The organism is Streptosporangium heterodermiicola, assembly GCF_051390675.1.
Taxonomy (GTDB): Bacteria; Actinomycetota; Actinomycetes; order Streptosporangiales; family Streptosporangiaceae; genus Streptosporangium.
Map to the genome: position 1 here is coordinate 270,116 of NZ_JBPJSR010000001.1, position 22,788 is coordinate 292,903.

The 22,788-nt window shown below is 73.5% G+C and carries 15 protein-coding genes; 1 reads left to right on the forward strand and 14 read right to left on the reverse strand.

Going from position 1 to position 22,788, the window contains the following annotated elements; translation table 11 throughout:
* Nucleotides 1-47: 47 nt before the first annotated feature.
* The 14 genes from ACSC1Q_RS01115 to ACSC1Q_RS01180 form a co-directional block, all read right to left on the reverse strand.
* Complete coding sequence (locus tag ACSC1Q_RS01115) at nucleotides 48-2,213, reverse strand: peptidase domain-containing ABC transporter (RefSeq protein WP_436756742.1); 2,166 nt, start codon at nucleotides 2,211-2,213, stop codon at nucleotides 48-50.
* On the reverse strand, nucleotides 2,213-5,752 hold the full coding sequence (locus ACSC1Q_RS01120) for a type 2 lanthipeptide synthetase LanM family protein (RefSeq protein ID WP_436756743.1): 3,540 nt from the start codon (nucleotides 5,750-5,752) through the stop codon (nucleotides 2,213-2,215). Before ACSC1Q_RS01120 ends, ACSC1Q_RS01115 begins: the two co-directional genes overlap by 1 nt.
* A gap of 239 nt (nucleotides 5,753-5,991) precedes the next feature.
* Nucleotides 5,992-8,925, reverse strand: a complete 2,934-nt coding sequence (locus tag ACSC1Q_RS01125) for a helix-turn-helix transcriptional regulator (RefSeq protein ID WP_436756744.1) — start codon at nucleotides 8,923-8,925, stop codon at nucleotides 5,992-5,994.
* Between the two features lie 40 nt (nucleotides 8,926-8,965).
* Nucleotides 8,966-9,211 carry a hypothetical protein gene (locus ACSC1Q_RS01130; RefSeq protein ID WP_436756745.1) on the reverse strand — a complete coding sequence of 82 codons (246 nt, stop codon included), beginning with the start codon at nucleotides 9,209-9,211 and terminating at the stop codon, nucleotides 8,966-8,968.
* The gene (locus tag ACSC1Q_RS01135) at nucleotides 9,201-12,092 is read right to left on the reverse strand and encodes a type 2 lanthipeptide synthetase LanM family protein (protein ID WP_436757223.1); all 2,892 of its coding nucleotides are present in this window, start codon (nucleotides 12,090-12,092) and stop codon (nucleotides 9,201-9,203) included. The genes ACSC1Q_RS01130 and ACSC1Q_RS01135 overlap by 11 nt, the downstream gene beginning before the upstream one ends.
* A gap of 97 nt (nucleotides 12,093-12,189) precedes the next feature.
* Entirely contained in the window at nucleotides 12,190-12,816 is a 627-nt protein-coding gene (locus ACSC1Q_RS01140; protein WP_436756746.1) for a glutathione S-transferase C-terminal domain-containing protein, read from the reverse strand.
* Between the two features lie 242 nt (nucleotides 12,817-13,058).
* Nucleotides 13,059-14,141 carry a hypothetical protein gene (locus ACSC1Q_RS01145; protein WP_436756747.1) on the reverse strand — a complete coding sequence of 361 codons (1,083 nt, stop codon included), beginning with the start codon at nucleotides 14,139-14,141 and terminating at the stop codon, nucleotides 13,059-13,061.
* 310 nt (nucleotides 14,142-14,451) lie between these two features.
* On the reverse strand, nucleotides 14,452-14,877 hold the full coding sequence (locus tag ACSC1Q_RS01150; RefSeq protein ID WP_436756748.1) for a PPOX class F420-dependent oxidoreductase: 426 nt from the start codon (nucleotides 14,875-14,877) through the stop codon (nucleotides 14,452-14,454).
* A gap of 143 nt (nucleotides 14,878-15,020) precedes the next feature.
* Nucleotides 15,021-15,572 (reverse strand): hypothetical protein, encoded by a 552-nt coding sequence (locus tag ACSC1Q_RS01155; protein WP_436756749.1) that lies wholly within the window; start codon nucleotides 15,570-15,572, stop codon nucleotides 15,021-15,023.
* A gap of 38 nt (nucleotides 15,573-15,610) precedes the next feature.
* A complete protein-coding gene (locus ACSC1Q_RS01160) occupies nucleotides 15,611-16,363 on the reverse strand; it encodes a lysophospholipid acyltransferase family protein (protein ID WP_436756750.1) in 753 nt (250 codons plus the stop codon).
* A gap of 276 nt (nucleotides 16,364-16,639) precedes the next feature.
* The gene (locus tag ACSC1Q_RS01165) at nucleotides 16,640-17,413 is read right to left on the reverse strand and encodes a cyclase family protein (RefSeq protein ID WP_436756751.1); all 774 of its coding nucleotides are present in this window, start codon (nucleotides 17,411-17,413) and stop codon (nucleotides 16,640-16,642) included.
* A gap of 120 nt (nucleotides 17,414-17,533) precedes the next feature.
* The gene (locus ACSC1Q_RS01170; protein ID WP_436756752.1) at nucleotides 17,534-18,433 is read right to left on the reverse strand and encodes a hypothetical protein; all 900 of its coding nucleotides are present in this window, start codon (nucleotides 18,431-18,433) and stop codon (nucleotides 17,534-17,536) included.
* On the reverse strand, nucleotides 18,430-18,819 hold the full coding sequence (locus tag ACSC1Q_RS01175) for a hypothetical protein (protein WP_436756753.1): 390 nt from the start codon (nucleotides 18,817-18,819) through the stop codon (nucleotides 18,430-18,432). Before ACSC1Q_RS01175 ends, ACSC1Q_RS01170 begins: the two co-directional genes overlap by 4 nt.
* A gap of 104 nt (nucleotides 18,820-18,923) precedes the next feature.
* On the reverse strand, nucleotides 18,924-22,166 hold the full coding sequence (locus tag ACSC1Q_RS01180) for a CHAT domain-containing protein (protein WP_436756754.1): 3,243 nt from the start codon (nucleotides 22,164-22,166) through the stop codon (nucleotides 18,924-18,926).
* Between the two features lie 40 nt (nucleotides 22,167-22,206).
* On the opposite strand from ACSC1Q_RS01180, the gene ACSC1Q_RS01185 reads away from it, so the two are divergent.
* Nucleotides 22,207-22,773, forward strand: a complete 567-nt coding sequence (locus ACSC1Q_RS01185) for a hypothetical protein (RefSeq protein ID WP_436756755.1) — start codon at nucleotides 22,207-22,209, stop codon at nucleotides 22,771-22,773.
* Nucleotides 22,774-22,788: the final 15 nt, after the last annotated feature.

Sequence of the window (22,788 nt, forward strand, 5' to 3'; positions counted from 1 at the left end):
GATGGGGATTTCGTGGGTCGGGATCGGTCCATGGGACCCGGCGCGCCTCACGCGTTCAGTGCCCCGGCGCGCTGCCGGGGTGCCGCGTCGTGCGCGAACAGCTCTCGGTAGGTCCCCTCTCGTGCGACGAGGTCCTCGTGCGTGCCCCGCTCGACGACGCGGCCGCGGTCGAGCACGAGGATGTTGTGGGCGTCGCGGATCGCGCTCAGCCGGTGTGAGATGACGATCCGCGTGACCTCAAGCCCGGACAGCGCCGCGTCGACGCGGCGTTCGGTCTCGGGGTCGAGGTGGCTGGTGGCCTCGTCCAGGATGAGCAGGCGAGGCCTGTGGACGAGGGCGCGGGCCAGGGCGACCCGCTGGCGCTGCCCGGCCGAGAGCGCGGCGCCGGCCTCGCCGACGAGGGTGCCGTACCCCATGGGCATGGCCTCCACGTCGTCGTGCAGCCCGGCGACGCGGGCGGCGCGCACCACCTCCTCCTCGGTGGCGTCCTCGCGGCCGAGGGTGAGGTTGTCCATGATCGTGCCGTTGAACAGGTTGAGGTCCTGCAGGACGGCCCCGCAGCGGGAGCGCAGGTCGTGGACGTCGAGGTCGTCCAGCGCGTGCCCGTCGTGGCGCACCGTGCCGGTGGTGGGGCGCAGCAGGCCGAGGAGCAGCAGGGCGACGGTGCTCTTGCCGGAGCCGGTACGGCCGACGATGCCGAGCTTGGTGCCGGGCGGGACGGTGAAGGTGAGGTCCCTGAGCACCGGCGGGGCGTCGGCCTGGTAGTGGAAGACCAGTTCCTCGACCTCGATGCCGCTGGCGGCGTGCGCGGGCAGGCGTACGGGGCCGGTGGGTTCCTCGTCCGCGTCGACGATGTCGTAGACCCGTTCGATCTGGCTGCGCAGCATCGGGTAGCTCTGGCCCGCGCTGGCCAGCCCCTGGAGGGGGGCGAGCACGGCTAGGGCGACGGTGCTGGCGGCGAGCGCGGTGCCGATCGTCATGCCGCCGTTCAGGACGAGCCCGAGCCCGGTCAGCAGCAGGAGCAGCGGGGCGGCGACGGTGAGGGCCTGGTGGAAGGACTCCAGTCCGGCGGTGATCCGGCCGCGGACGACCAGGGCGCCGCGGTACGTGTCGAAGAGGCGCGCCCAGTGCTGCTCGGCCCGTCCCTCGACGCCGTTGGCCTTGACCGGGACCACGGCCTCCAGGGTCTCGGTGAGGTAGCTCTGCTCCTCGGCCTTGGCCGACAGCTCCCGCTGGTAGACGGCCGCGACCCGGGAGGAGACACGTACCACCAGCAGTACGTGGGCGGCGCCCAGGGCGACGACGACGGGCACGTAGCCGGGGGCGAGGATCGCCAGGCCGATCAGGTAGCCCACCAGGAGCGCGGCGTCCAGCACGAGGATCAGCAGCCGTTGCGTGACGGTCTCGCGCGTGGTGGAGACGCTGCCGAGCCGGGCGAGCAGGTCTCCCCTGCGGCGCTGGATGAAGAACGAGAGTGGCAGCCGCAGCATGTGGCGGATGAGCTGCCGTCCCAGCGTCGCCTCGGCGCGGACGCGCAGGGTGAGCACCGCCATCTCTCTCAGCAGGGTCGTCAGCCCGGCCAGGACGGTGGTGCCGAGCACCACCGTGGCGAAGAGCGGCAGGATGTCCGTCCGCCGGTCGGGGGCGAAGGTGTCGACGACCTGCTGGGTGGCGAGCGGCAGTACCAGGGCGAGCAGTTTCAGCACGGTCGCGCAGGCCAGTACGGCGGCGAGCAGGCTCCGGCTGCCAGGCATCGCCACGAAGTCGCGCAGGTAGCGGAGCATCAGCCACTCCCGCATGGGAGTGCGCCGCCGGACGAACCCGGGGCCGGGCGACACGTGGATCAGCACGCCGCCGAAGCGCCGGTCGAAGTCCTTCAGGCTCTGCCACTGGCGGCCGCCGGCCGGGTCGGCCAGGCGGACGCGCCGCGCGTTGACCTTCTCCACGACGACGAAGTGGTGGTCGGCCAGGTAGGCGATGGCCGGTTGCTCGACGGGTCCGAGGCGCTCCGTCCGCTCGCTTCGCGCGTGCAGGCCCATGCGGGGGGCGGCGGCGATCAGGTGGGCGGCGGACACGCCGTCGCGTCCGATGCCGAGCGTCTCCCGGCACTCGGCGACCCGGGTGTCCCTGCCGTGGAAGCTGGCGACCATGGCCAGGCAGGCCGCGGCGCATTCGGTGGAGGTGAGCTGGTGTCGCAGCGGGACCCTGCCCATCAGCGCTCACCCCCGGCGGGCGCGTCGAGCAGCAGCACGGAGGGGACGTGTTCGGGCCTGGCGAGCCTGAGCAGGCCGTACCCGATGCCGGCCAGCCCGTTCATCAGGCCGGGGGTGGGGGCGGCGCCGGGCGCGCCGCAGCGGGGGCCGTGGCGGGCCAGGTCGTCGAGGAGGTGGGCGGTGCGGGCCGTCAGCAGCTCCGCCGCCTCCGGCCGGTGGCGCAGCCGGACGAGCAGTTCGAGGTTGCCCAGCTCGCCGTGGCAGAGGCTGTGGTTGGCCATCGGCCCGCGCGCCAGCTCGGCGGCGAGCGCGCGGTCGATGTCCCGGTCGAGGTCTCGGTCTCGGTCTCGGTCTCGGTCTCGGCTGAGGTTCTGGTCCAGGTCCAGGTACTCGGGCGGCGGGCCGCCGGTGCGCGACAGGCCGATGCCGGGCGCTCCGTGGCACCAGGCGTGGAGCATGTCGTCGCCGCCCTGTCCCTGCCGGTAGTCGGGCCAGCCCCGCAGGTCCGGCCGGTAGTGCTCGCTCTCGTACGCGAAGGCGGCCAGGGCGGTGTCACGGGCGCGCGGGTCGCCGCCCGCCTCGGCGTAGCGGCGCAGCGCCCAGCCGATGCCGCCGGCGCCGTGGGAGAAGCCGGTCAGCGGCCGGTCGTCGCTCATGGGCGTGTGCCAGGCCACTCCGGCCCCGGTGGGGACCGCGGTGGCCAGCAGGCGTTCGGCGCACGCCTCCGCGGCGCGCGAGGCCGCGGGCGACCCGGTGGCCCGGTGGATCGCGAGCATCGTGGCCAGGGTGCCGGCGCCGCCGACGATGACGTCCAGCGCCTCGTCCTGGCCGGCCGCCTTCGCGCACGACTCGACCAGGTCCTCGACCGGCCGCGCCAGCACCGGGTCGTCCAGCAGGACGGCCAGGTGGGTCAGGGCGTACGCGACCCCGCCGAGGCCGGTGAAGGCGCCCATGACGCCCTCCTCCGGCGGGTCGTCGGCCAGCCTCGCGAGCGGGACGACCGCGCGCCGCGCCAGGTCGGCGTACCTCTCCTCACCGGTGACGGAGGCGCACTGCGCCAGGAAAAGCGCCACGCCGGGGTAGCCGCCGTACAGGTCCCAGCTCAGTGGCTGCGACCTCCAGTACTTCTCGTCGATCAGCTCCAGCCCGAGCCAGTTGACGCGCCCGCCGGGTCCGGAGGAACAGGTCTGGCGGTCGATGAGGTCGGCGACATCCCGGGCGGCGGCGATCAGCCTGGCCTCATCCGGCTGGACGACCTGGGAAGCGGAGGCGATCAGCCGGGGCTCGTCCAGCTGGACGGTCGCGGAGGCGGAGGCGATCAGGTGCGCCTTGTCCGGCTGGACGGTCGCGGGAACGGGAACGGGGACGGGGACGGGGACGGTCGCGGGGACGGGGGCCTGGGCGGGGGGTGTCGTGTCGGTGGCGAGGGCGGCGAGTCCGGAGCGGTCCCGGGTGACCATGGACGCCCGGATGATCCATTCCTGGCGGGCGCGGTCCTCCCGGCCCATGCAGAGGACCTTGCGGACGGCGCGGCTCAGGCTGGGCTCGGGCAGGGCGTCCGGGATCCGGACGCCGCCGGAGCTCCACAGGTCGCGGCTGCCGGGCCGGGTGGTGAAGATCGGGATGTCGCCCGCCCAGAGGTCCTCCGCCTCGTGGGCGATCAGCCGCTCACGGGTGCGGTCGCCCTGGGTGATCGCCCACAGGTGGTCCAGCACGCGGTCGCGGTCGAGGCCGTGGCGGAGCACGTCCGGGTGGGTGGACTCCATCATCAGCTTGCCGTACGTGCGGGTCGCCCGAGGGACGACGCGGACCTCGTCGCCGGAGAACGTGGTCATCAGCCGGACCAGGGCGGGGGCGTCGGCCACGATGGCCTCGTAGCCGGCACCGAACCCGGCCAGCAGGTCGTCGAGGTGGTCGGCGGGGTCGGCCGCGTCCTCGCCCAGGCGCGGGCGGTTGCGCACCCCGGGGAAGACCATGTTCTCGCGGACCAGCCGCATCTCGTCGGTGCCCTGTCCGGCCCAGGCCGGCGTCTTCATCGGCAGCACGGCGTCCTTGTCGCCGCCCATGCCGGACAGGTCGATCACGCCGTCCTCGCCGACCATCAGCTCGGGCAGCAGGCCGCTGCGGCTCACCGACGACTCCAGGGCCAGCGCCGCCGGGTCCTCCATGAGACGCTCGATCCCCGCCCCTGGCACCAGCGGGTGCAGCAGGGCCTCCAGGTCGACCAGCACGGGCTGGTCTCCGGAGGCGATCAGGTTCTCGCAGTGGAAGTCGGCGCCGTCGAGGGCGTGCAGCAGCGCGAGCAGCGCGCCGAGCCGGTGGTAGTAGCGGGCGACCTCCTCCCGATCCCGGCACGGCAGGTGGGGCGCGAACTCCACCCAGCCGTACGGGCCGCGGTCCAGCACGGCCAGGCGGACGAGGTCCAGGCCCGCTACGCGCTCGTCGAGCCAGGCCAGGGCGTCGTTGAAGTGCCGGTGGACGGCCTGCGGGCGCGGCTTGTAGACCACCCGCGCGCCGCTCTCGAAGGTCAGGACGCTCACCGCGCGGCCGCCCTGGTGGGTGTCGCCGCCGCCCTCGACCGCCGTCAGCGGGCCGGGGTCGGTACCGCCCAGCAGCGTCCGTACGACGTCGGGGCGGTCCTCGGCGTAGCGGGTCAGCATCTCGATCCGGCCGACCGCGAACCGGTCGGCCGTCTGGGCGAGCAGCCTGGCCAGCACCGGGTACTCCTCGCACAGCGCGGCGAGCGCCTCGGGGCGCCCGAACCACCGGACGAAGTCCGCGAACCGCTCCTCGGGCGTCGCCCCCTCAAGCCGCCGCGATACGCGCATGACGTTGAGCTCCAGCACCAGCGTCCGCGACGCGGGCGCCACGAGCTGCTGCCGGAGCTCAGTGCTCCAGGCCGCGAGCAGGGCGTCCGCCCGGACGGTCGGGCCGCACACGTCCAGCGCGTCGCCCAGGCGCCGCAGCGCGCCCTCGGCGAACGGCGCCACGATCGTCGCGAACCCCTCCCCCGCGGACATCCCGCCCGCAAAGGCGATGGCCTCGGCAGGCGTCCCGCCCGCAGGGGCGATGGCCTCGGCGAGCATCCCATCAGCGTGGGCGACGGCCTCGGCAGGCGTCCCGTCCGCGTGGGCGACGGCCTCGGCGGGCATCCTGTCCGCACGGGCGACGGCCTCGGCTCGCGGCGCCGGCGTCGGGCGCGCCGTGGCGATCGATTCCGCGGCCTGTACGGCCCAGTCCGGCCGGGCGGTACGGCCGGCCAGCGCGGTGGGCTCCTCGTCCAGCAGCGAGGCCAGCTCGTCGACGGTCAGCCCGGCCGCGGCCAGCCGCCGGTCGAACTGCCCGCTCTCCAGCAGCCCGTGAGCGTTCCGCCACTCCCGCAGCCGCCAGCGCGCGGTCTCGCCGACCGACTCGGGCGACCGGCCGGTGGGGATGTCTCCGCCGGTCCGGTCCAGCCGCTCGGCCAGCGTCAGTCCGCCCGCCCACCACGCGGCGCCGAGTTCGGGCGCCGCCCCCGGGGTGTTTCCGTCTCCGCTCATGGCTGGCACTCTGCCGACGCGCGGCGCCGGCCACATGCGGGTGCCGCCCCCATATTCGCGCGGGCCCCTAGGGGGTCATGGGGGCGTCGGTCGCATCGGGCGGGACCGCGGCTCATCGGCTCGGCCGCGTGCCCGTACAGCGGGGGACGTGAGGGCATCAGCCGCGTACCCGTACACCGACGGGTCATGCGGGCATCGGACGCGTACCCGTACACCGGGGTCTGACGCAGGTGGCCGCGTCAGGTGGGGCGTAGCAGCTCGGCCGCGTGGTCGTACATGGCGGCGCGGTCGGGGAGGCCCGTTTTCTGCAGCAGGCTCGCGACGTGCTTCTCCACGGTACGGGGCGAGATGAACAGCCGCTTGCCGATGTCGACGTTGCCGCGCCGCTCGGCGAGCAGGGCGAGCACCTGGTACTCCCGCACGCTGACGCCCTGGGCGCGCAGCCCGCTCGGCACCTGTTCCCGTCCGGTACGGCGCTGCGCCACGGCCGCGCCCGCCCCGCGCAGCATCGCCCGGCAGGCCCCGGTGACCGCGGGGACGCCCGCCTGGTGGAAGTACTCCTCGGCGGTGCGCAGCCAGACCAGCGGTTCGCCCCAGCCGTCCGCCAGGGCCGCCTCGGCGACCAGCCGCAGCCCCAGGTGGTGGGCGAGGGGGAAGAGCCGGGCGGCCTCGGCGGCCCTGCCGAACGCGGCGAGCGCGCCCTCGGGGTCGCCCCGGCGGCCCAGCAGCACGGCCCTGGCCAGGTGGAGGAAGGCGCGGTTCCAGGCCAGTTCGGCGGCCGAGGCGGTCTCCGCGGCGTCGCAATCGGCGGCGCCCGCCCGGCCGGCGAGCACGTCCACGAGCACGCCGAGGCCGTACCTGCCGGTGAGGTAGTAGATGGTGGGGTTGTCGTCCTCCCACTCCCGCGCCCTGGTCAGCATCTCGCCGCAGAGGTCGCGGTCCTCCTCCAGCAGCGCGCACATCGCCTGGCACAGGCCGTAGACCACCGGCATGTGCAGGCTGCTCTCGCCGCCCCACGCGCGGAACCGCTCCAGCGCGCCCTCCATGTCGGCGCGCCTGGCCTGGTGGGCCGCGAGCGTGGCCTGGGCGAGCAGGAGGTACTGGGTGTAGGCGGTGTGGCCGAGCCGGATGGTGGACTCGACGCACGGGACGGCGAGCTCGTGGGCGTCGCCGTACTCGCCGCGCAGCACCCCCGTCATCACCAGGGACGCGCGGGCGGCGTGCACCAGGCTGATCGCGCCCACCTGGGCCGCCGCCCTGTCGACCTCCTCCAGCGGCTCCCGCTCGCCGGTGCGCAGGGCGTGGTTGCCCGCCAGGCGCAGCATCGCCCGCAGCTTCCACAGTCTCAGGCCGTGGGCGTCGGCGATGGACACCACCCGCGTCAGGCACCGGTCGGGCTCGTCGAACCCGCGGGTCCGGGAGAACATCGCCATCCGCTCCCACGCCTGGCAGGCCACCTCGGGGAGCGGGACGCGTTCGGCGACCTCCACGGCCCGCCGTACGAGGGCCTCGGCGGCGGCCATCCGCTGGGGGCTCTGCTGGAGGACCCCGTGGTCGGGGACGATGAGCTGGGCCTCGATCACGTCGATGGCCGCCGTACGGGCCTCGTCCGGGTTGATCTGGAGGAGCCTGCGGAGCGCCGCGACGTGCGCCAGGCCGTCGGCGGTCCCGCCGATCTCGGCGGCCACCCAGGCCAGCTTGGTGCGCAGGTCCATCTCGTGCGGGATGGTCATCGCCGGGTCGCCGCTGATCGGGAGGTCCTTGGCGAGGGCGAAGGCGCGGTCGGCCTGCCCGCTCTCGGTCAGCGCGTGCAGCAACCCCTGCAGGACGCGCGCCCGCAGGTCGGCGGGGGCGGATTCGAGCATGGCGTAGGCGCGTTCGAGCAGCGTGACGGCCAGGTCGGCGGCGCCGTCGTCCAGCAGGCGGCGGCCGGCGTCGGCGAGCAGGCCGGCCGCGCCGAGGGTGTCTCCGGCGGTCAGGCGCAGGGTGGCCGCGATCTGGCACCACTCACCGGGCAGCCCGGGGTGCAGGCGCTCCAAGGCGTCGGCGGCGCGGCGCGCGATCGACGCCCGCTCTGCCGGGATCAGCGAGGAGCGCAGGGCCTCGGCCATCAGCGCGTGACGGAAGGCGTACCAGTCACCGGCGGAGTCGTCCGGCGTGATGAGCCGCGCACCCGTCCCCGCGCGCAGGAACTCCATGACCTCGCGGTCGGCCAGGCCGGTGGCCTCCTGGACCATCGGGATCGGGAAGCGGGAGCCGAAGACCGCCGCCGTGTGCAGCAGCTCCCGGGCGGAGGGGCTCAGCTGGGCGGCGCGCAGCGTGATGCTGCGCACCAGCGTGGTCGGCACGTCGATCGCGGGGTCGCCGTTCAGCCGCCAACGCCGCCCGTCGCGTTCCAGGGCGCCGACGTCGGCCATCGCGGCGAGCAGTTCCTCGACGACGAACGGGACTCCCGCCGTGTCACGTTCCAGACGGGTGAGCAGCTGCGGGGGCAGGTCGCCGGGCGGGACCTCCAGGCAGGCGGCGGTCAGCCGGGCGAGCTGCTCCGGCGGCAGGGGCGCGAGCTCGACGAGGGCCGCGGTGCGCCGCTGGGCGCAGGCCTCGGCGACGGACCGCGCCGGCCCGGCGTGGCTGCGCAGGTTGGCCAGCAGGAAGGCGGGCACCCCGGCGAGGTTGTCGGCCAGGTACTCGACGACGGCGAGCGTGTCGGCGTCCGCGTCGTGCAGGTCCTCCAGGACGAGCAGGCAGCCGCCGTCCCGCCCGATGACGGCCAGCAGCCGCAGGACCGCCTCGGCCAGCACCATCACCGACTCCAGGTGGTCGGTGACCCCCGCCCTGCGCCATTCCGGGACCAGCTTGGTGAGCGCCGGCAGGTAGGGCATCAGGGCCGGGTCGTCCGGCGGCTCCTTGGTCCTGGTGTAGGAGAGCAGCGCCTCGCACAGCGGTTTGAACGGGATGTCCGCGCTGACGCCTCCACCTCGTCCCCGTAACGTGGTCATCCCCGTGTCGAACGCCTGGTAGGCGCACTCCGCGGAAAGGCGGGACTTGCCTATTCCGGGATCGCCGAGCAGGAAGACCGCGCCACCCCGGCCCTCTCGCGCGGCGGCCAGGCGCCGGTGGAGCTGCTCGAATTCCCTTTCGCGTCCGACCAGAATGGGGGAGATAAATGACATGACGACAGGTTAACTGCCGCCATGTCACGAAAAATGCTATTTAGCGGGCACTCATGGAGATGGGGTCGATGGTCTCGTCCCCGCCCATGGCCAGTACCGTGTGCGCCGCGGTGTCCGGTGAGCCGAACGCGATCGTCGCCCCCGTCGTCAGGCCGGCCAGCACCAGCGCGCGGGTCACCGGGGACACCCCGGCCAGCCTGATCACGATCGATCCGGCCGGGGCGCCCAGCCGGTCCTGCCACGACGCGGCCCGCTCCCCGGCGGTCGAACGGTTCTCAGAGTCCACGGATCTCTCCTTCGTCAGCCGGTCGCAACAGCAGCACCGACGGTGTCATCTCGGGAAGGGCCAGCCCGAGCAGACCGTGACCGATACCGGCCAGGCCGTCCAGCAGGCCCGGGGTCGAGGCGTGGCGGGGAGTACCGCACCGCGCTCCGTAGGTGTCCAGCGAGGCCAGCAGCCTGCCGGTGTGGCGGTGCAGTGACCGCCGCGCCACGGGGTCGCCTCGCCGGGCGAGAGCGCTCAGCGTCTCCAGACGCCCCACCTCGCCGTGGCACAGGCCGTGTCCCCCCAGCGGGACATCGGAGATCAGGGACACCGCCGGATCCCTCAGGAGGCCGACGTCACCACCCGGAAGAGCGTCATCACCCGGGAAGCCGGTGTCATCACCGGGGAAGCCGGCGTCATCACCGGGGAGGGTGACGTCGGACAGGGCCAGGCGCACTCCCGCCCGGCCGTGGCACCAGGTGTCCTCCTCCAGCGCCCGCGCGGCGGCGCGGGTGAGCAGGCGGGCGCCGTCCGCGCTCGGCCCCCGCCTGAGAAGCGCCCACCCCACGCCCGCGGCGCCGAAGGCGAAACCCGGCGGCAGCTCCGCCACCGAGGACGCCGAGGACGCCGAGGACGCCGAGGACGCCGAGGGCACTGAGGGCACTGAGGGCACTGAGGGCGCAGCGACCGCAGCGGCCGCCAGGCGTTCCGCGCACGCCGCCGCCACGCGACCGGCCGCGGCCGCCCCCGGGCCGTCCCGGACGGCGAGCATCGCGGCCAGGCACCCGGCCAGGCCGTCGTGGACGTCCAGCGGCGCCTCGTCGGTGACCGCCGCGCCGGCCGCCTCCACCGCGGGCTCCACCCAGCTCGCCACCTCGGCGTCGCCGAGCAGGACGCCGAGCCGCGACAGGCCGTACGCGATGCCGCCGAGGCCGCCGAATCCCCCGCAGCCCACGGCTCGCAGCAGGACCTCGTGCGCGGCGATCCGCTCCAGCAGCCCCGGCAGGGGCCGTACCGCCATCCGGGCGAAGTCCATGTAGCGGGAGATCCCGGTGGCGCGGCTCGCCTGCGCCAGGAACAGCGCGACGCCGAGGTACCCGCTGGACAGCCCCGCGCCCAGTGGCATGATCGTCCACCGGCCGTCCTCCACCGGCTCCAGGCCCAGCCAGTTGACGGTACGGCCGTCGCGGTGCGCGGTCGCGCACAGGCGGTCCGCGATGCCCCGCGCGGCGGCCACGAGCGCCGCCGGATGCGGCACCGTGGCGGGCAGCGGCGCCCCGGACGGCTGGCCGGGCGCGTGCCGCCCGCCCCGGTGGCGGGCGGCCATCGACGCCTGGACGATCCATTCCTGGTTCTCCCGGTCGGCGGCGCCCAGCCGGGCCAGTTTCGCGGCCACGAGGTCCAGCCCGCTCTCCTCGGGACGCCACGGCAGTGCCCTGCCCCCGCCGTCGCGGATCTCCCGCTCACCGGGGGACGCGCCGAAGTACGGGATGTCCCCCGCCCAAAGGTCTGCCCGCTCGGACGGCACCGCGGCCGACCGCGCGGGGTCGCCGGCCGACACGGCGTCCAGCAGGTCGAACACCTCGTCCCGGTCGGCGGCGGACCGCATCACGTCCGGATGCGTCGACTCGGTCAGCAGCTCGCCGTAGAAGCGGGTGGGCCGGAGCAGCACGCGGACCTCTGCCTGGCCGAACCGCGCCAGCGGCCCGCGCAGCAGCTCGTCGCGCCCCGCCGCGATGGCGTCGTAGGCACGCCGGAAACCGGCCAGCAGGCTCGGCACGTGGTCGGCCGGGTCGGCGTCCACCCCGTCCAGCGTGGGGCGGTTGGCCGCTCCGGCGAAACGGGTGACACCGCGCACCAGCCGCATCGTGTCCGTCCCTGCCTCCTCCCACTGGGCGGACAGGAACGGGTACGCCCCGTCCTTGTCCCCGCCCAGGCCGGAGACGTCCAGCGCGCCCTGCTCGCCGACCATCATCCTCGGCAGCAGGGCGGTGCGCTGGACGGAGTCCCGCAGGGCGTGCAGCGCCGGGTCGGCGGACGCCTCCGCGGGCAGCGCCGCGTGGAACAGCGTCTCGACGTCGACCAGCACCGGCTGGTCCGCGCGGGCGACGAGGTTCTCGTAGTGCACGTCGACGGCGTTCAGCGCGTACAGCAGGGCGAGCAGCGCACCGGCGCGCGTGTAGAACCGCTCCACCCCGGCCGCGTCCGCGCACGGCCCGGCCGGTACGAACTCGGTCCAGCCGTAGCCCTCCCTCCGCACCGCGCGGGGGACGCTCAGGCCGAGGCCGGGGAGCCGTTCGTTGAGCCAGCCGAGCACCTCGGCGAAATTCTGGTACGCCTGGACCGGCCGCGGCCGGTAGACGACCTTCGCGCCGCCGTCCAGGGTCACCATGGTGACGGCGCGCCCCCCGAGATGGCTGTCGCCGACGGCGGAGAACTCCACCAGGCCCCCGGGATCGCCCCCCAGCAGTTCCCGCAGGTGCTCGCGGTCCGCCGCGAAGCGCGTCAGGAGTTCCAGCCCCGCCTCCACCGCCTGGTCGGCGGCCTGGCGCAGCAGGCGGGCGAGGACGGGATACTCCTCAAGCAGCCCGGCGAGCCCCTTCTCGCCGCCCACCCGGTCCACGAAATCGGCGAACCGCTCGGCCGGGGTGGCTCCGGACAGCTCCCCCCGCACCCGCCGTGCGTTCAGCTCGAACACCAGGACCCGGGAGGCGATCCGCGTGAGCCTGGCCGTCAGGTCCGTCGCGAACCGCTCCCGGACCGAGGGACTCCCGGCCCCGCCCTCCAGCCGCGCCGCGCCGGCGACCAGCCGCTCCACCGCCTGCCGGACGAGCGGGCGCACGGCGTCCGACAGGGTCGCGTCCACCAGGGGCGCGTCCCGCCCAGCCGGGACGCCGGACATGTCCACGGCGGCCTCCGTCGTACCGGCTCCGGCGACAGGGCCCTCCGCGTCGGGAGCGACAGAACCCTCCGCGTCTGGAACGGCGGGACGAGCCGCGTCAGGAACGGCGAAACCGGCGGGAGCGGCCGGGCGAGCCGTCTCGGGAACGGCTGGAACGGCTGGAACGGCGGGACGAGCCGCCGCCCGGCCTCGGGGCGGCACGACGACGGACGGGCTCGCAGGGTTCACAGCCGTCAAGTATGACGATCACCAAGAACCACGACATGGGGGCGATGCCCCCATATTTCTGAGAGTCCCACAGCGCGGGCATCTCCGTCAGCTTGGAGCGGTTGCACCGGAAATGCCCGTGATAGACCACGTCGAAGCGCACCAGCGAGGTGAACAGCCGGATGTCGGCCTCGGTGATCGTGTCGCCGACCAGATAGCGGCGGGTCCCCAGACGTTCCTCCAACGCGTCGAGGCGGGCGAACAGCGCGTCGTAGGCCCGCGAGTACGCCTGCTGGGTGGTGGCCATGCCCGCCTCATACACCCCGATGTTGACGTCGTGGAAGATCTGCTCGTTCAGCTCGTCGATCTCCGCGCGCAGCGGCTCGGGATACAGGTCCGGGGAGACATCACGGGTTCGGACTCCGCTCCGGACTTCGCGGTCAACTCGGCTCCAGGGGGATCGTGGGCGGTCTCTCCACGGCCTCGGCTCCGAGGAGTTCGGCTTCAAGGAGTTCACGGAGTTCACGGAGTTCGGATTCGTCGCCCGGCCGCGTCTCGGCTCGGAGCGCCGTGCCGGTCGCGACGTGGGACGACGAGGCCCGGGTCTCCGATCGGAGACCCGGGCCTCGTCCTCGCGAGCCGCGCGTCATCGGTTCCCGGGGCCCCTCACCTCGCGCCGGACGGTCTCGGGATCCTCGGCGCGGCCCCTCAAGGGCTCAGGTCAGGGCCGCGTGACGGCCGCGTTCGGTCCCCGGACGCTCAGGGAGTCGGGGTCGGGGTGGGGGTGGGGGTCTCCGTCACGGGGGGAGTCGGCTCGGGGGTGGGAACGCCCGGCGTCTCGGAGGGAGGCGCCGGAGTCTCCGAGGGCGGGAGCGGGGTCTCAGAGGGAGGCGGCGTGGGGGTCACGACGGGCGGCGTGGGGCAGAGGCGGGGCTCACGCCACTGACCGGACCGCCACTGGCCGACGGCCCACCGATCGCCGCCGCGCCACAACTTCTTGTTGGGCCGCGTCAGGTCGAAGACGTAGGCGGCCGTCGCCGTCTCACCCGTGGCCGGCGGGCTCGTAGGCGTCTCGGTCGGGGTGGGCGTGTCGCTCGGGGCGGGCGTGTCCGTGGGCGTCTCACTCACCGTCGGCTCACTGGTGGGCGTCTCGCTCACGGTCGGCTCGCTCGTGGGCGTCTCGCTCGCAGGCGGTTCGCTCGCCGTCGGCGTGCTCGTGGGCGTCTCGGTCGTGGTCGGTACGCTCCTGGCCGGCTCGTCCGCGGCCGGCGCGCTCGACGTCGTCCCGTCCGTCGCCGGTCCGCCCGTGGTCGTGGTCGTGGCGGTCACCGAGACCCAGTCACCCTGCCTGATCGTGTTGCCCCGCCGTCCCGAGAGGGACTTGGTGGAATCGGCGATCGCGTACACCTTCTCGAAGCCGTCCTGGCTTCGCACCGTGATCGAGTCCTCCGCCACGGCGATCGCCTCACCGGTCTGGGCGAAGACCGTGAAGCCGCAGCCGTCCTTCGCCGGCAGGACGAACTCGCCGTGCAGCACGCCGGGGAACGCCACCCGGGGTACCCGGGGCGGTGACGGCGTGGCGGTGGGCGTCGGAGTCGGTGTCAGCGTGGGATCCGGGGTGGGTGTCTCGCTCGCCGTCACCGTCACGCTGGGAGTCGGCGTCTCCGGCGGCGTGGGAGCGGGCGGCGGCGAGGCCGCCGAGGCCGAGGAAACCCCGACGCCGCCCGAGGCCGCCAGTACGAAGGCGGTGGCGAGGACCATCGGGCGCGGAACGCGCCGTGGTGTTCTGCCCGATCCGCTCGACGACACCTCGTTGGACCTGCCGGGGGTTGTTCTCGTCACCTTGTCCTCCATCTGGTTTGATCCGAAACCAGCGGGGGCGTCGATGGGGTGCCTACGCCCGCCGCCGAGACCGAGGACCACCGCCCGGTCGTGGTCCTCTGTCGAGGGCGCGGGAAAGAGTGCCCGCTTCCAGCGGACCCATGCAAGCAAAATAAGTGCACGACACCCCAAATCGGGCGTTCCAGCAGCTCACCACCGTGTTTAAAAATTCGAATTTCGACCAGATTCGTCCCCGCCGAGCCTGCTCCGCTGGTTCTGGACGGGGAGGAGGGAAGAACCTCGGGCGCCCGAAAGCGTGCCCGAGGACCCCTCAGTCCGTCACGCCGCGGTCGGCGACGACCTTGCCGACGCGGAGCCGGACCAGCCACTCCCCCGGCACGCCGTTGCGCTCACCGAACTCGCGGGCGCGCTCGCGGCCCATGTAGCGGCCGGCGATCTCGGTGGCCCACTTCAGCAGCTCGTCCGTGTCCGCGGAGAGGGTGACGATGCCCTCGATCATCACGTAGGAGAACGGCGGGTTCTCGTCGTCCACGCACAGCACCACCCTGGGGTCGCGCCGCAGGCTCCTGCCCTTGACGCTGCTCTCGTGGGTGGTGAACACCACGTCGTCCCCGTCGAGCACGAACCAGATCGGCGTCACGTGCGGCCTGCCGTCGTCCCTGACCACCCCGAGCTTGCCGGTACGCGTCCCCGTCATCACGAACTCACGCCATTCGGCGTCCGTCATCTTCTCCATCCGACGATTGTCCTCAGCCCGTCTCCCGAACGGGCGCCGGGACACGCCGCCGGACGTCCGCGCACGCCTCGCCGCGCTCAGGAGCAACTCGGAAGCAGCTCAGGAGCGGCTCAGAGGCAGTTCGAGAGCGACTCGGGAGCGGCTCAGGAGTAGGCGGCGACCATCCCGACGACCACGCCGACGAGCGAGACGAGCGAGAGGAGACACCCGAGGACCACCGCGGCCCGGCGGCCCCGCCGCGCCTTGAGAACGTGGAGGAGGACGTACGGCAGGAAGCCCAGCACGCCGACGCCGAGGAACGGCATGGTCAGCGCGGCCAGGACACCGGAGGTGCCGGTCGGCACGGCGCGGTCGCCCTCGGGGGTGAGCTGCGCCCGCCTGACGTCACCGGCGCTGGAGTCGGGCGAGGCGTCGACCGGGATCGCGTCGCCGCCACCGTCGGGCGCGAAGCTGCCCTCGCAGTCGTAGCGGCCCTGGCCCAGGTCCTCGCACGAGACGACCGTGAGCGTTCCCGGGGTGCCGATCGAGCCCGTCGCGAGCTTGAGGCCGGGCACCGCGACCACGAAGGGCAGCACGGCCAGCCCCGCCCAGAGGATCAGCAGGACGGCCATGCCGATCTTCCCGGGTGTGCGTCCCGGCCCGGGGGCCGGTACCGGCTGAAAGGCGTTTGCCAGGTCCTCGAATGCGCTGCTCATGGGGAAATCATGAGACACGCCACTTGCGAACTACCTGTTCATGACTTGTGACGGATCGCCCTGGCCTCCGCCTCGTCGGCGTCCAGCTTGGCGGCCTCCTCGGGAGTGGGCGCGGTGCCGCCGAGGTGGCGGGGCTGCCACCAGACGCCCGGCGGGATCTCCGGGTAGCTCCGCTGCGCCTTGTCGAGCATCTCGGCCATGCGCTCGCGCAGGTCGACGGTGATGGCGTCGTAGTCGTCGCCGCGCTGGGGATACATGGGCTCGCCGACCTCGATGGTGATCGGCACGTGCCGCTGCAGCAGCTTCTTGGGGTGGCCCTTGGTCCACAGCCGCTGTGTGCCCCACAGGGAGACCGGGATCATCGGCACCTTGGCGCTGACGGCCATCCGGACCGCGCCGTTCTTGATCTCCTTGATCGTGAAGGACCTGCTGATCGTGGCCTCGGCGAACACTCCGACGACCTCGCCGCCCTTGAGCGACTTCAGCGCCGCGCCGAACGCGGCGGCCCCGGCCGCGCGGTCGACCGGGATGTGGTGCATGCCGCGCATCAGCGGCCCGGAGATCCGGTGGTCGAACACCTCCTTCTTCGCCATGAAACGCACCAGGCGCCCGGAGGGACGCGCGGCCAGACCGGCGAAGATGAAGTCGAGATAGCTGATGTGGTTGCTGACCAGCACGGCCCCGCCGGTCCGCGGGATGCGGTCCGCGCCCTCGATGCGGATCTTGAGGTCCAGCGCGCGGAACACGGTCAACGCCGCCCCGATGACCGGGGGGTACACGATCTCAGCCATGGCTGAACCGTACCTCAGCTCTCCCCCCGGCCCGACCTCCCCCGTTCCGCCCCCGCCCCTCATCCCGACGCCCTCGCGTGGCCGGGCCCGACGTCCCCGCGACGCCTCCTCCGGCCACCGCGTTCCGTGCGCGCGAACCACCCCCGACGCGGACCGGCGGAGGCCGGTCGCGGCCCCCGCCGGTCCGCCCCGGCGACATACTCCGCTCCCGTACGGTGACCGCCTGGCGGCCGAAGCCTCGTGAGGCGAGGGTCCGCCCCGCGAGCTCGGCGGCGTTCACCTCTCGACCAGGGCCAGCACCCGCAGCGGGCTGCCCGAGCCTCCGGCGATGGGCAGCGGCGGAGCGACGACCACGGCGCCGGTCGCCGGGAGCCGGTCGAGGTTGCGCAGCTGGGTCAGGCCGTACTTCCCCGCGCCCAGCAGGAACGAGTGGCACGGGAAGGCGGGGTCGAAACCGTGGGCGGCGCCCGCGTCGGTGCCGACGGTCTCCACGCCCAGCCCGGCGATCGCGGTCTCCCCGGCCAGCCACCGGGCGCACTCGACCGAGACGCCGGGCGTGTGCGGGCCCGTCTCGTTCGCGTTCAGGAAGCGCTCCTGGTCGTGGGAGCGGGCGTCCCAGCCGGTGCGGTAGAGCAGCCATCCGCCCTCCGGCAGCGGCCCGTTGGCCTCCTCCCACGCCTTGACGTGCGCGATCTCCAGCAGGAAGTCGGGGTCCTCGGCCGCCTCGGCGGCGAAGTCGAGGACCACGGCCGGGGCGATCAGCCGGTCGACCGGCACCCGCGAGACGTCCTCGCCGTCCTTGCCGGTGACCCAGTGAACGGGCGCGTCGAAATGCGTGCCGGTGTGCTCGCCCGTCACGATGTCGTTCCAGTACCAGGCGGGGCCGCGGTCGTCGTAGCGGCTGATCTCCTTGAGCTCGAACGGGACGGTGTTGCCGAACGGCTCCGGCAGCCGCAGGATCGGCGTCTCCGGCGACAGCGGCGCCGTCAGGTCGATCACCTCGATCCCGCCGTCCCGGATGCTCTCGACCAGGTTCCGCAACACCGACATGACGCCTCCAAGGGCATAGGACCTGGGCAGATCCTCCTACAGCGCCACCGCCGCCCGCCACCTTCGCGTACCGGGGCCGCGCCCGTCCCCGCGAGAGGTGGAGCGGCTCGGCGGGGAGTGTCAGGGCGGGGGGTCCACCGGAGGGGTGAGGGGATGGGCCGGATCCCAGCGGCTCTTCCGCAGAAGGGTGGTCAGGAGGTGACCGGACGCGGGAGCCGCCCGCCGGGCCGGGTCCAGGCGGGTGGTCAGGTCGCCGACGTACAGGTCCACGGTCGCCTCCACCAGGTCGGCGAGGGTCTCGGCGGAGGCGCGGGCCCGGGACCAGGCGGTCACGAAGAGGATGACGGCGACGACGGCGCCGGGCCACCACCACAGGGCGAGAACCAGGTAGAGGATCGACCAGCCCGCCAGGCGGGCCGCGGCGGACAGGGAGTCCCGGGCGGCGGCCAGCACCAGGCGCACGTCCTCGGGGACGATCAGCCACAGCCGGGGCCAGCAGGCGTCGAGGTCCAGGCCGTAGACCTCGGCGACGCGGACGCGGGGCACCCGCAGGCGGTCTCCGATCCACGCGGGACGGTCGGGCTCCAGCAGGCAGATCCGGTCCGCCCTGGCGATGGCCAGGGCGGCGGCGCCCGGGGTGGTCGCCCGCTCGACCCGCCGCGATGCCCTGGCCGAGCGCCGCCGCCGCAGCGTCACCAGCCAGCGGGCCGGGGCTCGGGCGCCCCGCAGTGTCCAGAGCCGCTCCGTCGCGTGACCCAGGGCGGTCGCGGCGAGGCCGGAGGCCACCGCTCCCAGGACGCAGACGACCATGATCAGGACGAGGCCGCCGGGAGAGCGGATCCCGGGGTCGGCGGACCAGGCGGTGATCTGCTCCGTCAGGCGGGCCGTCTCCAGTGCGTGGCGGTGGCCCAGCCTCCAGCCGGTGACCGCGACCGCCAGGAACAGCAGGCCGGGCAGGGCCAGCAGGGCGACCCAGCGTTCGGCGATCTTCTTGCCGATCTCGCCGAGAAAGCCGTTCACGACGTCAGCGGCCGGGCCACCAGGTCATCGCCCGTCACCGCGCAGGCAGGCGTCGGCCGGCCGCGTCGTACGAGCCCGAAACCCGAGCACCGGCCGGTGGGGCAGGTCCACCAGCGCGCGCCGCCCGCGGTGGCGGAGCCGCCGGGCAGAGGGCTGTAGGACCGGCGCGCGCCGGGGTAGAAACCCTCCCCCTCGACCTCTTCGATCAGGCGGTTCAGCTCGTCCAGATCGGCTTCCAGGCACGGGTGGTCCTCCCCGTTCCGCAGCACCCGCCGGAGCCGCGTGAGCAGGTGCGCTCCTCCCCCGGCCCGCGCCTGATCCTGGAAGACGGGGTCGTCGAGTTCCCTGCAGAGTGCGGCCAGCTTCTCTGGCAGACCGAGACCCATGAAGTGCGATACCTCCCAGACGATCTGGACAATCTGAATGATCTGGACGATCTGATCCGGTGGAGTCTCCGGTACGGGGCGAAGCGCCGATCCCGGGTCCGTCGTCACGCGCCCGTGTGGATGTGCGCGGCCCACAGGGTCGGGGTGCCGGGGTACCGGTCGCGGACCAGGCGCGTCGCGCGGTGCACGCCGGCCCCGGCGCGGGCGAGATCGTAGCCGCTCGACGCGAGGTCTTCGTAGAAGCTCGCGGCGATCTCCGCGGCGACGACGTCACCGATCTCCCAGAGGGTGCCGACGACGTGCGGGTATCCGGCCAGTTGGAAGGCCGAGACGGCGTGGATGCATTCGTCGGCCAGATCGACCGAGGTGATGGCGGTGCTGCAGGCCGACAGGTAGGCGAACTCGGATTCCTCCAGCCGCAGCCGGGAGATCTCCAGCACGTTGAGCGGCCTGCGGGCGTGGTCGTGGAGCAACAGGTGGCTGCCGGACGGGTCCACCGGGTCGGTGGCGGCGTGGCAGGCGAAGTGCGCCCAGGCGGCGGCCCGGAGGCGGGACAGGACGGCGTCGTGGGTGGCGTCCCGGCCGACCAGCCCGTCCAGGGCGGGAAAGAGCCCGGTGAGCTGTTCGAACTCCCGCCGGGTGCCCGGCAGGTCGGTGGTGCCGGGAGTCTGAGGCATGACGACCGCCAGCACGCGCGGGCGGCGCGGGCCGCTCCGCGCCGCCCGCCGCGCGTGCCGCGCCCGGGCGTGGGCCAGGGCCCGCACGGTGGGGGTGTAGGAGGACACGACCCGGTCGATCACGGTCCGGCGGTGCGGGGCGGGTTCGTCGAGATGATGGCCGGCCGCGTGCAGGGGGAAGTAGGCCAGCGGGCCGCAGGGCACCCACCAGACACGGCCGTACTCCTCGCCCTCCCCGGGAGAGGCCTCGATCCCGAGCCGCTCCAGGACCGGGCCGGTGACGGTGTCCCAGAGCCAGGCCAGCGTGGCGAGCATCACCTGTTCGGTCTCGTCCTCGCGCCTGGAGGGCCGCCTCTCCCCGAGGGCGTCGTGCATCTCGGTGAGCCGCTCGCGGACGTCCGCCGCGCGCAGGTCCGGGAGTTCCAGTACCTGGACGCCCGCGGTGGTCAGGATGAGCGCGTCGCACCGGTACCCGCTGACATTGATCATGACGATCGGGCCGCCGTGCGCCTCGGCGGCGAGCCGGGCCGCGCTCGGGGGCAGCAGGAACCTGTCCAGGCCGGGCATCGTCCGGACGCGCTCGACCAGTGCCGCCAGTTCCTCGGCCAGCTCACGGCGCCGGTCCGGGCCGTCCGCGGGATCGCCCGAGGTGTCGTCGGCGTCGAGCCGCCCGCACACGTAGGCGAACCGGTCCGCGAGCGCGGCGTCCCTGTCCCTCAGGTCGGTGAGGTCGGCACGGGCCTCCATGGACTGCGCCAGCAGCACCCCCCGCCCCGTCTCAAGCAGTTCGACCGCCTGGTCGACCCGTCCGATCTCCAGGGCGCAGGCCGCCGCGTCCCCGGCGAGCCGCCCGTACTCGGCCATCCAGCGCGTCGCGTCGGCCCGGACGAGACCTCGGGTCGCGAGGCGCGGCAGCAACCCGACGGCGGCGGCGAATCCGCGTGCCGCCCGTTCCCGCCGGCCGATGCTCATCGCGATCCTGCCCCAGCGCCTGGCGGCCTCGACCCGGATCGCGGGCCGGGCGCTCTCCCTGGCCGCGGTGGCCTCCAGGAGACCGATCGCCTCGTCCACCAGCGAGTCGTCGCCCTTCGCCAGGCCCAGGGCGTACAGCGAACCGGAGAGATTGACCTCGCAGGGCGCCCTGAACAGGCTGTCCTCCGGCGCCTCGGCCACGGCGTCGCGGCCGACGGCGATCGCCTCGTCCAGCGCGGCCGTGTCGCCCGTACGGTCGAAGTACGCCTGCAGAGAGCTCGCCAGGGTCGTCAGGATCCCGGCCCGTTTGCCGCCCGAGGCCGTACCGGCCGCCAGCCGCTGGAACCCGATCGCCCGCTCGTGGAGGGAGAGGTCGCCGGTGTGCCCGGCCATGGCCTTCAGCACGACGGCGAGGTTGTTGAGGAAGAACGCCCGGTTGGGGTGGTCCTCGGGCGCCGCCTCGACCGCGGCGTGCCCGAACGAGATCGCCTCGTCCAGTCCCGCGAGGTCGCCGTCCTGTTCGAAACGCACCAGGAGCTGCCCCACGAGGGCCGACTGGTACAGCGGGGCGTCGGGATGGTCCCCCGGTGTGGCGCGGACCACCTCGCGCGTCACCTCGATGGCCTCGTCGAGCGCCGGCAGGTCTCCGGTCTGCTCGAACTGCGCCTTGAGCAGGCCGCCGAGGTTGTGGCGGCATGCCAGGTGGAGCGGGGTGCCGGGTGGCGCCTCACCGACCGCCCTGCGCGCGGCCGTGATCGCCTCGTTCAGGACGGACTGCCCGCCCGTGCGCTCGAACCGCGCCCTGAGCGCGGCGCTGTGGTTCGTGAGGAGGACCGCGGCCTCCGGAACGTTCCGCGACACGGCCTGGACCGCCGCGGAGGCCATCTCGACGGCCTCGTCCAGCGACGCCGCGTCGCCGGTGAGCTCGTACAGGACGCGCAGCGCGGTGCCCAGGGTGTCGAGGACCACATGGCGCCGGTCGTAACCGTGCGGCGTGACGCGCAGCGCCCGCCGGCCGGCGTCGACGGCCTCCCGGAGCGATCGGAGGTCGCCGGTGCGCTCGAAGCGGTTCCGCAGGCTGGTGGCGAGGCCGTTCAGGCACCTCACCCTCTCCTCGTCCGTATGTGCCTCCGCCACCGCCTGGTTCCCCACCTCGATGGCCTCCTCCAGCGCGGCCATGTTCCCGGAACACTCGAAGAGGCGGTTCTGCGCGGCGCCGAGGAGGGCCAGGTGACCTACCCGCTCGGGATGGCCGGGGCGGGTGCCGCGCACGGCGTTGCGCGCGGCGGCGACCACCAGTCTCGCGCTGTACGGATCGCCGCCGTTCCGGAGCAGCGGTTCGATCATCATGAAGAGGCGTTCCCAGGTCATGCCGCCGTCGTTCCATATCCTGGGAGACCTTGAGAAACTCCTCAGCAGCGGTTCGGGCAGCCGTCCCCCCGAACCCGCCTGGTGCACCACCAGGAGCAGCCTGGACGCGAGGGCGATCTCGCGCTCGGCGCGCTCGTCTCCGAGCAACTCGGCGCGCCGCCAGTGCAGCGTCCCGACGAGATGGCAGGTCTGCGGAATGTCACGGGAAAGCGCCGTGGATTCGAAGAGTTCGACCGCCTCGGTCAGTACCGCCGAATCCAGCAGCGCGTAGGGACCGCCGTCACCGCCGAGTCTTGACCGGAGGGCTGCCACCCACTGTTCCCGCATACCCCGATCGTCCCACCGGCCTCTCGGTAATACTGGGTAAATGCCAGATATTGCGGAGCTATTGCCCGCCATGTTGATTAAAGCGATGGATGCCCGGTTTCGGGTGTGCGGCCAAAGTCCCCCGCCCGAGGTGCACATTCTGGCCGAGGACATGGACAATTCGTACATCGGGTCTGTCGAGTGCCGCCCCTTCTACCGTGGCGCCGACGCGGTTTCGGCAATAGCGACACTCGGGTTGCTTCCATCCGTACTGAAGGCCACGCGTCTTCTCGTCCTTTGGGAAGAGCGCGATCTGCACATAGCACTCGAAATGCCGCAGGAACATCCGGCGATCGGCATGGTGATCCTCGACGCGCGATTCGACGGGCACACCCTCCACTGGCATCCGATAAGCGCCTCGGCCGACACCGCGAACCGCCCGGAGCCGCCCGGCGTCCTCGTGGAGTGGGGGACCCCCGCCCGGTACGAGAACGTCGCCCTCCCGGAGCCGATCGAGGCGCTGCTCCAGGTGTGGCGGGAGTTCCGGGAGGACGACATCCGGCAGACGGTGACCGGGCTCGAACAGGCCGGCTATGGAGTGCACTGGATCAACTACGAAAAGGGGTAGGGAGGGCGCCCTCGG